Origin of the sequence: Intestinibacillus sp. Marseille-P6563 (genome assembly GCF_900604335.1) — a bacterium.
Taxonomy (GTDB): domain Bacteria; phylum Bacillota; class Clostridia; order Oscillospirales; family Butyricicoccaceae; genus Butyricicoccus_B.
In genome coordinates this window covers 634762-648324 of sequence record NZ_UWOD01000002.1, presented here as the reverse complement: position 1 = coordinate 648324, position 13563 = coordinate 634762, and the positions used below count along the sequence as shown (strand labels likewise).

16 protein-coding genes are annotated in these 13563 nt (G+C 53.0%); 12 read left to right on the top strand and 4 right to left on the bottom strand.

Annotation, left to right across the window (positions count from 1 at the left end):
- Positions 1-11: 11 nt before the first annotated feature.
- Positions 12-1178: an aminotransferase class I/II-fold pyridoxal phosphate-dependent enzyme gene (locus EFB11_RS11250; RefSeq protein ID WP_122790314.1), complete on the bottom strand. Its 1167-nt coding sequence runs from the start codon at positions 1176-1178 to the stop codon at positions 12-14.
- Between the two features lie 180 nt (positions 1179-1358).
- Between EFB11_RS11250 and EFB11_RS11245 the strand changes: the two genes are divergently transcribed.
- The 5 genes from EFB11_RS11245 (at position 1359) to EFB11_RS11225 (ending at position 4505) form a co-directional block, all read left to right on the top strand.
- The gene (locus EFB11_RS11245; RefSeq protein ID WP_122790313.1) at positions 1359-1751 is read left to right on the top strand and encodes a zinc ribbon domain-containing protein; all 393 of its coding nucleotides are present in this window, start codon (positions 1359-1361) and stop codon (positions 1749-1751) included.
- Between the two features lie 12 nt (positions 1752-1763).
- Positions 1764-2006 (top strand): hypothetical protein, encoded by a 243-nt coding sequence (locus EFB11_RS11240; protein WP_122790312.1) that lies wholly within the window; start codon positions 1764-1766, stop codon positions 2004-2006.
- Between the two features lie 12 nt (positions 2007-2018).
- Positions 2019-2489, top strand: a complete 471-nt coding sequence (locus EFB11_RS11235; protein ID WP_122790311.1) for a hypothetical protein — start codon at positions 2019-2021, stop codon at positions 2487-2489.
- A 138-nt stretch (positions 2490-2627) separates the two neighbouring features.
- Positions 2628-3059 (top strand): MarR family winged helix-turn-helix transcriptional regulator, encoded by a 432-nt coding sequence (locus tag EFB11_RS11230; RefSeq protein WP_243115215.1) that lies wholly within the window; start codon positions 2628-2630, stop codon positions 3057-3059.
- 75 nt (positions 3060-3134) lie between these two features.
- Positions 3135-4505 (top strand): MATE family efflux transporter, encoded by a 1371-nt coding sequence (locus EFB11_RS11225; protein WP_122790310.1) that lies wholly within the window; start codon positions 3135-3137, stop codon positions 4503-4505.
- Between the two features lie 40 nt (positions 4506-4545).
- Here the strand turns inward: EFB11_RS11225 and EFB11_RS11220 are convergent, their stop codons facing one another.
- The 3 genes from EFB11_RS11220 to EFB11_RS11210 form a co-directional block, all read right to left on the bottom strand.
- The gene (locus EFB11_RS11220; protein ID WP_122790309.1) at positions 4546-5964 is read right to left on the bottom strand and encodes an MATE family efflux transporter; all 1419 of its coding nucleotides are present in this window, start codon (positions 5962-5964) and stop codon (positions 4546-4548) included.
- The gene (locus EFB11_RS11215) at positions 5954-6424 is read right to left on the bottom strand and encodes a MarR family winged helix-turn-helix transcriptional regulator (protein ID WP_122790308.1); all 471 of its coding nucleotides are present in this window, start codon (positions 6422-6424) and stop codon (positions 5954-5956) included. The genes EFB11_RS11220 and EFB11_RS11215 overlap by 11 nt, the downstream gene beginning before the upstream one ends.
- 178 nt (positions 6425-6602) lie before the next feature.
- Positions 6603-7142, bottom strand: a complete 540-nt coding sequence (locus tag EFB11_RS11210; protein WP_164706738.1) for a DUF4364 family protein — start codon at positions 7140-7142, stop codon at positions 6603-6605.
- Between the two features lie 173 nt (positions 7143-7315).
- On the opposite strand from EFB11_RS11210, the gene EFB11_RS11205 reads away from it, so the two are divergent.
- The 7 genes from EFB11_RS11205 (at position 7316) to EFB11_RS11175 (ending at position 13555) form a co-directional block, all read left to right on the top strand.
- Positions 7316-7915 carry a GNAT family N-acetyltransferase gene (locus tag EFB11_RS11205; protein ID WP_122790306.1) on the top strand — a complete coding sequence of 200 codons (600 nt, stop codon included), beginning with the start codon at positions 7316-7318 and terminating at the stop codon, positions 7913-7915.
- A 70-nt stretch (positions 7916-7985) separates the two neighbouring features.
- Positions 7986-8687, top strand: coding sequence for a JAB domain-containing protein (locus tag EFB11_RS11200; protein WP_122790305.1), 702 nt, complete (start codon positions 7986-7988; stop codon positions 8685-8687).
- A 17-nt stretch (positions 8688-8704) separates the two neighbouring features.
- Entirely contained in the window at positions 8705-10669 is a 1965-nt protein-coding gene (gene uvrB / locus EFB11_RS11195; protein WP_122790304.1) for an excinuclease ABC subunit UvrB, read from the top strand.
- 13 nt (positions 10670-10682) lie between these two features.
- Entirely contained in the window at positions 10683-11510 is an 828-nt protein-coding gene (locus EFB11_RS11190) for an MBL fold metallo-hydrolase (RefSeq protein ID WP_122790303.1), read from the top strand.
- 35 nt (positions 11511-11545) lie between these two features.
- Positions 11546-12220 (top strand): type I restriction enzyme HsdR N-terminal domain-containing protein, encoded by a 675-nt coding sequence (locus EFB11_RS11185; RefSeq protein ID WP_122790302.1) that lies wholly within the window; start codon positions 11546-11548, stop codon positions 12218-12220.
- Positions 12171-12761 (top strand): hypothetical protein, encoded by a 591-nt coding sequence (locus EFB11_RS11180; RefSeq protein WP_164706737.1) that lies wholly within the window; start codon positions 12171-12173, stop codon positions 12759-12761. Before EFB11_RS11185 ends, EFB11_RS11180 begins: the two co-directional genes overlap by 50 nt.
- Positions 12758-13555, top strand: a complete 798-nt coding sequence (locus EFB11_RS11175) for an EFR1 family ferrodoxin (protein WP_122790300.1) — start codon at positions 12758-12760, stop codon at positions 13553-13555. The genes EFB11_RS11180 and EFB11_RS11175 overlap by 4 nt, the downstream gene beginning before the upstream one ends.
- Positions 13556-13563: the final 8 nt, after the last annotated feature.

Genomic DNA, 13563 nt, shown 5'->3' with positions numbered 1-13563 from the left:
GCATTGCCTCCTTATTTTTTCAGTATGCCGCTTTCGTCGATGCGGCGCACGGCTTCCTCCATGCGTTCGGGCGGTACGACCAGCGCAAAGCGCACATACCCCTGGCCCATTTCGCCAAAGCTTTCGCCCGGCACACAGATGACGCCGGTCTTGTCCATCAGTTCCAGAACGAACGCGGCCGAGGATGCGAAACCGTCCGGCACCTTGGCCCAGACGAACATGGTGCCGCGGCTGTCGGGCACCTCCCAGCCAATGCGGCGCAAACCGCCGCACAGCGCATCGCGCCGCTGCTGGTAGCCAATGCGGTTTTGGCGCACGATGTCCTGCGGGCCGTTGAGGGCCGCCACCGCACCCGCCTGTGCCGGGAACCACATTCCATAGTCGATTTGCGAACGGAAAGCGTGGAATTTCTGGATAATGTCGCGATTGCCAACCGCAAAGGACACACGCATACCGGTCAGGTTGTAAGTCTTGGACAGGGAGTTGAATTCGATGCCCACCTCCATCGCGCCCGGGATGGACAGGAACGAAATGCCCTTTTTGCCGTCCATGACCAAATCGGAATAGGCGTTGTCGTGCAGGATGATGATATCATGCTGTTTGGCAAACGCCACCAGCTTTTCATAGAATGCCACGTCAGCCACCGCTGTGGTCGGGTTGTTCGGGTAAGATACCACCATCAGCTTGGCGCGGTCGGCAACTTCATCCGGGATGTCGGCAAAGTCGAGTACCCAGTCCTTTTCCGGGTACAGCGGATACAGGCCAATCTCGGCGCCGGTCAGCATGGGGCCAAAGGTGAAGATCGGGTATCCCGGGTCGGGGGCCAGCACCAGATCGCCTTCGCCTACAAAGGGGAAGGCAACATGGGCAATGCCCTCCTGCGAGCCGTCGACGGTCATGATTTGGTCGGGGGACAGCTTGACGCCATAGCGGCGGTCGTACCAGTTCTGCACCGCGCCGACCAGCTCCGGGGTATCGTTGATGGAATATTTATAGTTGTCCGGCAGCATGGCTGCTTCGGCTACCGCACGCATAACATGTTCGTCGGGCTGAAAATCGGGCGTACCGATCGACAGATTGATAACATCCACGCCGCGCGCGGCCAGTTCTTTCTTTTTTTCGTCCAGTTGATTGAAAATATTGGATTCGGTCTCCTGACCGAACTTGATAAAACGCATCGGTGTTACACTTCACTTTCTTTTGTTTCTTTGGCTATTATAGCACGCAGCAGCACGAAAAAACAGACCATTTTCAAAATCCAGAGGACCTGCAAAATTTGGTTTCCATATTGTTGCTTGACTTGCGCCCCCAAAGCCCGTACACTGAATACATCCAAAAGCGCAAAGGATGTGGAACCGATGAAAAGCATCAAGCCCGGCCGCGGCCCTTCGATGATGGGCGGCGTCGGTTCGGTGGTTGCGATCGTATTCGGCATTTTCTGGACCATTCTTGCCGCGAGCATGACGAGCGGCGCCGGGATGGTGGGCATGATTTTTCCGCTGTTTGGCCTTTGCTTTATCGCGATGGGTGTCATCAACGCGGTGTATCATTTTAAAAATGCCACGAGCGAAAACCGATATTCGGAATTTGACATCACCGACGAAGGCGAAGAGCCCGACCCGTTGGAGCCGAAAAAACGGCCGTCGCAACCCAGCCAGGCATCCGAAGCGGGATATTGTCCGTATTGCGGCGCACCGCTGGGCGAAGGCTTTGCCTTTTGCAAGCGCTGTGGACGGGAAGTGCCCAAATAAAAGGAGGCTTTCATGGAGCGTTTGACAAGGCGCACTCCGGATGGGATCGAAGTATCCGATCCGGCGGCAGCTCTGGAACGTCTGGCGCAGCTGGAGGATTTAGCAGAAACTCTTCTGGCCGAGCGGGAACAGTTTGCACAAGAACTGGACACCTTGCGCCTGCAAGGTAAGACCAAGACCGTGCGGTTTCGAGAGCTGCTGACCAAAAAAATGACCAATCGGGAAATGCTTTCTCGGTTTGGGATATCTGTATGAGGTGAATCAACCATGCAACAAGATTCTGATCGTCCGTCAAGGGGGATTTTTTGGGCCAAGGTCACGGGGGGCTATGCCATCTTTACGATGGTTTTACAGGTAACGACCTATTTGGCCGGCGCGGGTTCGCCCGCGTATTTTGGGGGGATTCATCTGGCAGCCACACTTGTCTTTCTGGTGGCGAGTTTGTGGCGTACATTTTATGCTTTGCATACCGGAAATCGTACCATTCTGTTTCTGGATTCCATCTATTGGATTGCGTCGCTGCTGCTAACACTGCCGGCCTTTCTGGCCGCCTTTGGCCTGATGGCGCAAAACTCCAATCTGTTTTACCAGTGGATTTTATTCCCGGTGGTTTCGCAGTTTTTCGGCTTTTTGCCTTGGATGAACGAGATGTCAGTGCTGGGACTGGTGGTCGCATTCGCCTGTCTGCAACTGGGCATCTTATACTGCGGCGCATACCGGCGCAAACTGATTCGGTAAAAGTACACAGGGATCGAGCCGCCAGCGAAAGCATTCGCTGGCGGCTGATTTTCTATCTGCAACCTATTCAAAAGCATGGTATTGACAGCTTGCTTTTGAAATGGTATCATAAAGTCATGCAAAGCGGGAGGTGAAAGGTTGAACACGAATGTGACGATCGGGCAACAGATCAAACAAATCAACGATGCAATCGAGCGGATGGTCAACAATTCGCTGCGCCAAAGCGATCTGACCCTGGTACAAATCTGGGTCTTGATGGCGCTATATGAAAAGGAAGATAAGACCTATTCCCTCAAAGAGTTGGAGCACATTCTGGGCGTAGCGCAGTCTACCTGTGCCGGGATTGTCAACCGGTTGGCCATCAAGAAACTGGTGGACTGTTTCACCGACCCTTCCGATAAACGCATCAAATTGGTACGGATCATGCCGGCCGGGGAGAAGTGCTGTCAGGACGCCCGGGAAAATATGCAGGAAATGGACCAAATCATCGTCCACGGACTGACCGGCGAGGAGCAAGCCACACTCCACGCGCTGCTGCAAAAAATATACGACAATGTAAACCCAAAATAAACGCCCGCATGCTTCCGGGCGCTTCTTTTCCTTAGTTCAATAGCTTGCTATTAAAAACACAAGGAGGAACAATCGATGCAGGAAAAATCCATGGAAGTCTTTGAAAAGATGCCGGTTCCCAGAGCCGTGTTCAAAAATGCCATGCCGGCCATGGTGGCCATGCTGATGGTACTGGTCTATAACCTGGCAGATACCTTTTTTGTCGGACAGACAAAGGATGCTTTACAGGTGGCAGCCGTATCGCTGGCGACCCCGGTTTTTCTGCTGTTTATGGCCGTCGGCACAGCGTTTGGTATTGGCGGAACTTCGGTCATTTCCCGTGCTTTGGGAGAAGGCAAAAAGGAATATGCCCGGAAAGTATGCTCGTTCTGCATGTGGGGATGTGTCGTGATTGGTATCGCCATGACCATACTCTTTTTGGTGTGTATGGACCCACTGCTGTCCTTGATTGGGGCGAGTGCGGATACCTGGGAGCTGGCTAAGACCTATTTGAGTATCGTAGCGTATAGCGGCCCGTTTGTGCTGATTTCGAACTGCTTTGCGAATGTCATCCGTGCCGAAGGTGAATCCAACAAAGCCATGATGGGGCAGCTGATCGGCAATCTGCTTAATGTCATTTTAGACCCCATCATGATTCTGGGTCTGGGATGGAATATTGCGGGCGCCGCGATTGCAACGGTGATCGGCAATTTGTTCGGCGCCGGATATTATATTCTGTATTTTCTGCGCGGAACCTCCAGCCTCAGCATCCATCCGAAGGACTTTACGGTCGGAAACCATGTTTGCAGCCGGGTGCTTGCCATTGGGGTTCCGGCGGCACTGGGCACTATTCTGATGAGCGTATCCCAAATTTTAATCAACAGCCAGATGGCTGAATACGGCGATATGGCCATCGCCGGCATGGGCGTTGCCATGAAGGTCGTTACCATCACCGGTATGGTCTGCATGGGCTTAGGCCAAGGCGTACAGCCGCTGTTGGGATACTGCGTAGGCGCAAGGCTTTGGGAACGTTTTCAGGCGATTTTAAAATTTTCTTTGACGTTTGCTTTGATTCTGGGAGTGGTCCTGACGGCGATTTGCTACCTGTTTGTCGATCAAATTGTAAGCGTATTTTTGACCGATACTGTCGCATTTGACTATGCCGTACAGTTTGCAAAGATTCTGCTCACAACAAGCTGTTTGTTTGGGATTTTCTATGTTTTGATCAATACCCTGCAAGCGATGGGGGCGGCTACCGCTTCGCTGGTCATCAACCTGAGCCGGCAAGGCATTATTTTCATCCCGGCGCTCTTTCTTTTGAAGGCATCGCTTGGCCTGACCGGTCTGCTCTGGGCGCAACCGGTCGCCGATGTCCTTTCCCTCATCTTGGCGGTGACATTGTATCTGGGGACGTATAAAAAAATGCAGGGCATCTCATACCCGGCAGAGCAGGAAGCGAGCACATAACAAAACCCGGCAGAGTTTCTCTGCCGGGTTTTAGCTTGTATCAATGGGCGAGCACTTGGTTTTGCTGCTTGATGTGAGCGGAAAGCTTGCGCATTTCGGGAATGATAAAGATGGCAACGATCACTGCACTGAGCACGTCGGCAATGGGCGCCGAATACAAAATACCATTGAGCCCAAAGAACAGGGGCAGAATGATAATCAGCGGGATGAGCAGCAAAAGCTGCCGCAGCGATGACAGGATGGAAGCCTTGAGCGGCTGTCCGGTAGCCTGGAAGTAGTTGGTCGATACGATCTGGAATCCAGCACAGAAGATGCTGAACAGATAAATACGCAGGCATTTGACTGCAAAATCGGTGAATTTAGCGTTTTCTTTGCCGAAGATGCTGATAATCTGTTCGGGGAAGATCTGACAAACCAACCAGCAGGCAAAGATGAGCAGCGTTGCAAAGGTCACGGCCAGCAAATAGGTTTTGCGGATGCGGTCGTATTTTTCCGCGCCGCGGTTAAAGCCCAGAATCGGCTGGGCGCCGATGCCGATGCCAATGCCGAACGCACCCATGATCATCGCGATTTTCATGACAATGCCCATGGCGCTCAAAGCGACATCACCGCCGGTTGAGCTGAGGTTGCCGTAATACATCAGGGAATTGTTCATGACCACCTGCATAATGCAGCCCACCGACTGGGTGATACCCGACGAAATACCGAGCATGATCATATGGCCGACCAAAGGCCAGCGCATCTTGCGATATTTTTTCTGGATGCGCATATGCTGCGGTTTATTGCGAGCCGGACGAAGAAAATACGTCGTCAAAATCAGGGCCGAGATGATCTGCGAAGTGATGGTAGCGATGGCTGCACCGCGTACGCCCCAATGCAGTACAAAAATGTAGATGGGGTCTAGGATGGTGTTCAGACCTGCGCCGATGAGCATACCGTACATGGACAAACGGGGATGGCCATCGGTACGCGCCAGGTTGGACAATACAATGGACACCAGGTTGAACGGCGTACCGAGCAGGATGATGAAGGTATAATCATAGGAATATCCCATGATGACATCATCTTTAGCGCCAAATAGCCAAAGGATGGGCCGCAAAAAGACGATGCCCACGATCATAATGACAAGCCCTAGCCCAATGATAAACTGGAACGCATTGTTTAAGGCCTTTTTGGCATCCCGGTCTTTGCCTTCGCCCAAGCGGATAGCAGCCAATGCACTGCTGCCCGAGCCCACGGTCGTGCCGAAAGCGGTCAGGATGATCATGAGGGGGAAGGCGACAGTCGTTGCAGCATTGCCTTGATAGCCCACGCCTTGACCGATAAAAATCTGGTCAACAATATTATAAATGGAGTTGACCAGACAAGAAATGATGGCGGGGATAGAAAAGTTAATGAGCAAACGCGGAATGGGCTCATATCCCAATGGATTTTCGGAAAGAGAGGTTTCAGCTTTCATGCGGGGTCTCCTTTTGCTGACATAATTCCTGCAAGCCGGTGCAGGAGTATTCGGACATGGTTTTCAGGGTTTGGAACAGAGCATCCCGCTGTTCTGGGGTCAGATCGGTCATCAGCTGATCGATCCAGCGGTTGCGCAGCGTATAGATTTCTTCAATGACCAGCTTGGCCTGCTCGGTGACGTGCAGATGGCGCACGCGCTTATCCGATGGGTCTACGGTGACTTTGACATACCCTTCTTCGGCCAGCTTTTGCACGGCCTTTGTGACCGTACCTTTATCGAAGTTGCCGATTTGGGATAGGTCATACATGGTGACGCCCGGATTTTCCGAAATACGCAGCAGGAAGAACTGTTGACCGCTGCCAATCCCACGTTGCTCCAGCATAGAGTCGAAATATCGCTGGGTGTTGCGTTGGATGACCGAGATGTACTTGAGGATGGTGATTGTCTGATGAGGCATGGAAAACCTTCTTTCTAAAAGTTGCGTAGTCAACTAACAGTGGAATCATTATATAGCAAGATAGTTGCACGGTCAACAAATGAAATGAAAAAAATGTAGAATTTTGCAGTATGAACAAAAAAGACAGAAAAAGTCGCCAGCCTTTGCAAAAACTGCGCAGCGCTGGCGGCTTTGGAAGTTAGTCCAACTCTGACGGAGACGTATAATCATCGGTCACGGCCCCAAGAAGTACCTGATAGATTTTTTCGGCATGGGCACGGAAATTGCGCTCCAAAAGCGTGGCCTGTCCCTGATTGACCACGTGCATTTGCAGGGAAAACACATCTTCCATGGTCATGGTGACCAGCAGGTCGTGCGGCGCGACTTCCTGCACCTCGGTCGAAATAGCGGCATCGCGCCGGAGCTGCTGCACCACGCGCAGCGCAGACTGCTGCGCTGCTTCGCGCACCGAGTAGGGGAGATTGCGTTCAAACAGCTCCATGGTTTCCCGGCCCTTGTCGGTGATGACAAACCGGTCAGGTTCGGGCTCGGCCATGTGGCCGGTGTGCAGCAGTTCGTCAAAGGCCTCTTTGAGCTCAAAAAAGCCAAATCCTTCGTCGCACCAGGTGCATAAATCGACCATGGTTTCCCAGTCCACCGGGAACGGCAGATAACCTGCCGCATATAAGATCAGGAATTTGATTTCTTCTTTGGTACGGATAAAGCCGTGGCGTGCCATCGCCATCCCCTCCCCACAGGTTTTTTCTTTCAGTATACCACGAAAGGGCCTGCTTTCGCAAAGGCAACTTTGCCCGTTTGGATGCTTGTCCAATGCCGGGGAAGGGCGTATAATAATGATAAAATAGAGAAAATGCCGCCTTTTTCCAGGCGGTACAAAAGGAGTCCGATTGCATGAGCACGATTCAAATCCGCCCGGCGACCTTGGAGGACGCTGCGGCGATGTTGGCGATCTATGCGCCCTATGTAGAACAAACCACCGTTTCTTCGGAATACGAAGCCCCCAGTTTGGAGGAATTTTGCGGCCGTATCCGCACCTTTTCGGAAAAACTGCCCTGGCTGGTGTGCATAATTGACGGTAAAGTAGCCGGATATGGCTATGCGTCGCCCCACCGCACCCGCGCGGCCTACCAGTGGTCGGTCGAAACATCCATCTATGTTTCGGCGGACTTTCACCGCCGCGGCATCGCCAGCGCGCTGTATTCGGCCCTGTTCGAACTGCTGCGCATGCAGGGGTATTATAACATCTATGTCGGCATCACTTCGCCCAATGAGCGCAGCATGAAATTCCATAAAGCGATGGGTTTCATCATTTCGGGCGCGTACCAGAACAGCATGTATAAGTTTGGCCAGTGGCGGGATGTACTCTGGATGGGCAAGGAATTGCGCGAGCACGATGGCCCACCCCAGCCGACCGTGCCGTTCCCGGCGCTGCGGGATACGCCCATGTGTACCCGGGTGCTGGATGAAGCAGCTGCCAAGATCAAAGAATAAGCCCATGGTTGCATCGACAGGATAAGTGTGATAGAATGAAACAAATGTTTGGATTTAACGAGGTGGATGCATGAGTGAATCCATCCACCGTGACCATCGCAGCCGCATGAAAGCGCGGTTTCAGGAGCAGGGACTGGACGGTTTCCACGACCATGAAGCACTGGAACTGTTGCTGTATTTTGCGGTACCCCGTGTGGACACCAACCCGATCGCCCACCGGCTGCTCGACACCTTCGGCAGCCTGCATGGCGTGCTGGATGCTTCGCCCGAGGCGCTCAAAAGCGTGAAAGGCGTGGGCGAGAATTCCGCGCTGCTGATTACGTTATTGCGCGAGATGATGCGCCGTTACTCGATGGACAAGGCCGAAAAGGACCTCAAAGGTGCGGCGCTGACCACGACCGAACTCATTGGCGAATATATTTCGCCGTGGTTTGTGGGCGTGAACGAAGAACGCATGATTGCGCTAGCGACCGATATGAAAGGTAAGGTGCTCGGATCGGCCGAAATGAGCCGGGGAACTACCCGCGCGACCGATGTGAGCATCCGCAAGCTGGTCGAGTTCGCCATCCGGTATCAGGCGGCGAGCATCATCCTGGCGCACAACCATCCGGGCGGTCTGGCGCTGCCCAGTCATGACGATATGCAGACCACCCGCCGCATCCGCGATACGTTGCTGCCGCTGAGCATCGGTCTGCGCGACCACATCATCGTCGCCGGAGATGACTTTGTTTCCATGCGGGACAGCAAACTTATGCAATATTTGGACCCCTAAAAAGGAGGTTTTTCCGTATGCCACAGTTTCAAGTGGTCAGCCCGTACCAGATGGCAGGCGACCAGCCCGAAGCGGTCGACAAACTGGCGACCGGCTTTTTAAACGGTGTGGACGAACAGGTCCTGCTGGGCGTTACCGGTTCGGGCAAGACCTTTACCATGGCCAACATCATTGAGCGGGTGCAAAAGCCCACACTCGTTCTCGCGCACAACAAAACACTGGCCGCTCAGCTCTGTTCCGAGCTGCGTGAGTTTTTCCCGAACAACGCGGTCGAGTATTTTGTGTCCTATTATGACTATTATCAGCCCGAGGCCTATATCGCGTCCACGGACACCTATATCGAAAAGGATTCGGCCATCAACGACGAGATCGACCGCCTGCGCCACTCGGCCACCTCGGCCCTGTCCGAGCGGGACGATGTGATCATCGTCGCATCGGTGTCGTGCATCTATTCGCTCGGCGACCCGATCGACTACAAAAGCATGGTCATCTCGCTGCGTCCGGGCATGGAGGTCAGCCGCGATGACCTCATCCGCCGCCTGATCGACATTCAGTATGAGCGCAACGACATCGCCTTTGAACGCAACCGCTTCCGCGTGCGCGGGGATACGGTCGAGGTCTGGCCAGTATATTCGGATTCCGACTGTGTGCGCATTGAATTTTTTGGCGATGAGATCGACCGCATCAGTCGCATCGACCCCTTGAACGGCAAGGTCGTGGCCGAAGTCAAGCATACGGCCATCTTCCCGGCCAGCCACTATGTCACGAGCAAGGACAAAATGGCGGTCGCCATCCAGGAGCTTGAGCGCGAACTGGACGAGCGCGTGGCCTATTTTAACGCCAACAACAAGCTGGTCGAAGCCCAGCGCATCGCCCAGCGCACTAACTATGACATCGAAATGCTCCAGGAGATCGGTTTCTGTTCGGGCATTGAAAACTATTCGCGCGTGCTGTCCGGCCGCGCGCCCGGTTCGGCACCGTATACGCTTATCGATTATTTTCCCAAGGATTTTCTGCTCATCATCGACGAGAGTCATGTGACCTTGCCGCAGGTGCGCGCCATGTACCACGGCGACCGTGCCCGCAAGGAAAGCCTGATCGACAACGGTTTCCGCCTGCCCTCGGCGCTCGACAACCGGCCTTTAAACTTCGACGAGTTCAACGAACGCTTAAATCAGGTGCTCTATGTGTCGGCCACCCCGGCCGAATATGAACGCGAGCGCGCCGGGCAAATCGTCGAACAGGTCATCCGTCCGACCGGCTTGCTCGACCCGCTCATTTCGGTGCGCCCGGTCGAAGGCCAGATCGACGACCTGGTGGGCGAAATCCACACCCGCACCGAAAAGGGTGAGCGCGTGCTGGTGACCACCCTGACCAAGAAAATGGCTGAGGATTTGACCTCCTATCTGGAAGGTGTGGGCATCAAGGTGCGGTACATGCACCACGACGTTAAGACCATCGAGCGCATGGAGCTCATCCGCGATTTGCGGCTCGGGCTGTACGATGTGCTCGTGGGTATCAACCTGCTGCGTGAGGGCCTGGACCTGCCCGAAGTGTCGCTCGTCGCGATTTTGGACGCCGACAAGGAAGGCTTCCTGCGTTCGGAAACTTCACTCATCCAGACCATCGGCCGCGCGGCGCGCAACGAAAACGGTATGGTCATCATGTATGCGGACAATATCACGCCGTCCATGCACCGGGCCATCTCGGAAACCGAACGTCGCCGCAGTTTGCAGGAGGCATTCAATAAGGAACATGGTATCACCCCGCGCACGGTCAAGAAGAGCGTCAAGGACGTCATCGAAATTTCGAGCGAAAGCAAGCTGCCGCGCGGCAAGACCAAGAAGCTGAGCAAGAACGAGACCGCGCTTGAAATCGCGCGCCTGACCCGGCAGATGAAGGAAGCGGCCAAGCTGCTGGAGTTCGAACTGGCTGCCGAACTGCGCGATAAGATCAAAGAACTGGAAAGCCAGACATCGTAAGGAGGGAACGCACATGCGTTTGTATACCCTGACCGAAAACACCGCGATTTCGCCGGACTTTGGCTGTGAACACGGCCTGAGCCTGTATCTGGATACCGAAAACGAAGGCCCGCTGCTGTTTGACATGGGCCATACCGAATTGTTTTTGCAGAACGCCCGCACCTTGGGGCTGGACATCGGCAAGGTAACGCGCGCCTTTTTGTCCCATGGGCATTACGACCACGGCGGCGGTCTGGCCGCCTTCCTGCGGGAAAACGACCACGCGCCGGTGTATGTCCATCACCGCGCCTTTGAGCCACATTTTTCCCAAAAGCCGAACGGCATTGAGGAGATTGGCCTCGACCGCACCTTACAGCATCATCCGCGTCTGGCGGCAGCCGGTGACGTGCAAGAGGTCAGCCCCAATCTGCTGCTGTTTGCCGATGTGACCGGCACCGAGTGCCAGTCGGCAGGCTGCAAAACGCTGCTGGAACGGGAAGGGGAGCAGTATGTACCCGACTCGTTCGCCCATGAGCAGAGCCTGATCGTCTATGAAAAAGGGAAATGTATTCTCTTTACCGGCTGCGCCCATCGGGGCGTGGTCAATCTGGTGCAGAAAGCCGCCGAGCACGCCGGACGGATGCCCGATGTCGTGGTAGGCGGCATGCACCTGTACAGTCCGAATCGCGGTCAAAGCGAACCAGACGAACTCATTGAGGAAATTGGCCGACGGCTGGAGGCCACGGGCGCGCGTTATCTGACCGGACATTGCACCGGTCCGCACGCCTATACGCTGCTGCATGACATGCTGGGTGACCAGGTCGGCGCACTGTCGGCTGGATGTTGTTGGGATATATCGTGATTGCCGTAATTCATTTTGTAGGAGTATGAAAAACAATGATTGATGTGCAACAAGATTTTCGAAATATACGTTTGCCAAAAACTTGGAAGCATAATGGAAGCACATGGTTTTTTGATCCTATTCGTAAAAAAAGCATACAAATGACACCAGAGGAAGAAGTACGGCAAAAAACGATCTCCTTTTTGATAAAACAAATGCACGTTCCAAAGCAAATGATTCGAACAGAAGAAAGTTTGCGGCATTATCAATGTGAAAGCAAAAGACGCGCAGATATTATTGTGGAAGGTTTCCGAGAAAAATCCAATCAATATATTCCACTAGCGGTGGTTGAATGCAAAGCGCAGAGCGTTTCTTTGCTGAATGAATATATCACATGGCAGGCTATGGATTATGCAGATATGCTGGGTTGTGATTATGTTTTCCTAACGAATGGCTATAACATGCGTGTAGCAAAATGGGATGGCAAGCTCTATCAATGGCTTGCAGATATACCCACTTATGAAGATCTATGCGCGGGAGCCTATACAGCTTTGGAAAAGAATACGGATTTTGCGCGTACAGCATTTGGTAAGTGGAATGATGGTATTCAGGAAAGATATGATTATAATGAGTTCGGAAAAGATACGCCGCAACATTTACTTCCGTTTTTGGTAAATTTCCATGATTGTTTATTGGATACGTCGCACACCTTGCCAAAGAAAAAAATATGAATTGTTTGAATTGAAACAGGATTTAGGCACAATTGAATGGGCATCTGGAGATGCCAGCGGTGGACAATTTAATGGATTATATCGAGCGTTCGAAGTTATCTATAAGAGAAAACATTATGTTGTGAGTTTTGGATTCTCTAGCTATACGACATGGAGTCGTTTGGAGGAAAGCCACACAGCCTTGTGTGTTGGAGTTGAATTAAACGGAAAGCGGCATCGTTCGGCACAGATCGTTATGGATAAGTATCTTCGCTGTACAAATAACCAATTTACCTTAGTGCATGATGGACGTATTGCAGTTGGGAATGTAGGAAGCGGAAAAAAAGACGAGTTGAAACGTGGCATTGCGCGATGCTATCCAAAACTCTTATATAAAGATGAAATATTTTTAGGCAGTTTCAAAAATAATCGATTAATCTATCTTGATGATCCAGATATTGTTTATCTTATGGAAAATTTAATTACATACGCACTAATAAGAGATGATTATCGAAACTTTGTGAAAAAGAAAGCGCAGAAGAAAAAGGGGGAAGAACGATGAAAATCACAGCGATGTATTGGAGCGCGACCGGTACGACACAAAAAGCCGTTCGTGCCATCGCACAGGAACTGGATGCACAGTATGAAACCTTTGATTTCACGCTGCCCGCCGCGCGGGCACAGGGCAAGGCCTTTGGACCGGACGATGTGGTCGTGTTCGGCACTCCGGTCTATGCCGGACGGGTGCCCAACGTGCTGCTCAAATACCTGGCCACCGTCGAGGGACATGGCGCCAAAGCCATCCCGGTCGTGCTGTTTGGCAACCGCAATTTTGACGATGGCCTGATCGAACTGCGCGACATTCTGGAAGCAAACGGATTCCACACCATTGCAGGTGCAGCCTTTGTCGGGGAACACGCATTTTCGCGTACCTTGGCCGCCGGGCGGCCAGATGAAGCCGACATGGCGCTGGCGCGCCAGTTTGCCGCCCAGGTAAAAGATAAATTACAGACCGGCAGCTACACCACCCCGGCCACAGTCGAGGGCTGTACGCCCATCCGCCCCTACTACACCCCGCGTGACCGCAAGGGTACACCGATCAATATTTTGAAGGTTAAGCCCAAGACCGACATGGAAAAATGCGATGGCTGCGGCATCTGCGCCGATGTTTGCCCTATGGGCTCGATCGACCGGGAGCATCCCGAGATCGTTTCCGGCATCTGCATCAAATGCTGCGCCTGTGAGAAAAAATGCCCGAAGGGCGCAAAATATTTTGACGACGCGGGATACTTATACCATAAGGAAGAACTCGAACTCGGGTATGCCCGCCGGGCTGAGCCCAGCCTGTTTGTGTGATGTGGGCA

Bases quoted from the DNA above. Each gene is read 5' to 3' on its own strand.
- EFB11_RS11250 (WP_122790314.1), bottom strand. From the start codon at position 1,178: ATGCGTTTTATCAAGTTCGGTCAGGAGACCGAATCCAATATTTTCAAT.
- EFB11_RS11245 (WP_122790313.1), top strand. From the start codon at position 1,359: ATGAAAAGCATCAAGCCCGGCCGCGGCCCTTCGATGATGGGCGGCGTC.
- EFB11_RS11240 (WP_122790312.1), top strand. From the start codon at position 1,764: ATGGAGCGTTTGACAAGGCGCACTCCGGATGGGATCGAAGTATCCGAT.
- EFB11_RS11235 (WP_122790311.1), top strand. From the start codon at position 2,019: ATGCAACAAGATTCTGATCGTCCGTCAAGGGGGATTTTTTGGGCCAAG.
- EFB11_RS11225 (WP_122790310.1), top strand. From the start codon at position 3,135: ATGCAGGAAAAATCCATGGAAGTCTTTGAAAAGATGCCGGTTCCCAGA.
- EFB11_RS11220 (WP_122790309.1), bottom strand. From the start codon at position 5,964: ATGAAAGCTGAAACCTCTCTTTCCGAAAATCCATTGGGATATGAGCCC.
- EFB11_RS11215 (WP_122790308.1), bottom strand. From the start codon at position 6,424: ATGCCTCATCAGACAATCACCATCCTCAAGTACATCTCGGTCATCCAA.
- EFB11_RS11210 (WP_164706738.1), bottom strand. From the start codon at position 7,142: ATGGCACGCCACGGCTTTATCCGTACCAAAGAAGAAATCAAATTCCTG.
- EFB11_RS11205 (WP_122790306.1), top strand. From the start codon at position 7,316: ATGAGCACGATTCAAATCCGCCCGGCGACCTTGGAGGACGCTGCGGCG.
- EFB11_RS11200 (WP_122790305.1), top strand. From the start codon at position 7,986: ATGAGTGAATCCATCCACCGTGACCATCGCAGCCGCATGAAAGCGCGG.
- uvrB (WP_122790304.1), top strand. From the start codon at position 8,705: ATGCCACAGTTTCAAGTGGTCAGCCCGTACCAGATGGCAGGCGACCAG.
- EFB11_RS11190 (WP_122790303.1), top strand. From the start codon at position 10,683: ATGCGTTTGTATACCCTGACCGAAAACACCGCGATTTCGCCGGACTTT.
- EFB11_RS11185 (WP_122790302.1), top strand. From the start codon at position 11,546: ATGATTGATGTGCAACAAGATTTTCGAAATATACGTTTGCCAAAAACT.
- EFB11_RS11180 (WP_164706737.1), top strand. From the start codon at position 12,171: ATGATTGTTTATTGGATACGTCGCACACCTTGCCAAAGAAAAAAATAT.
- EFB11_RS11175 (WP_122790300.1), top strand. From the start codon at position 12,758: ATGAAAATCACAGCGATGTATTGGAGCGCGACCGGTACGACACAAAAA.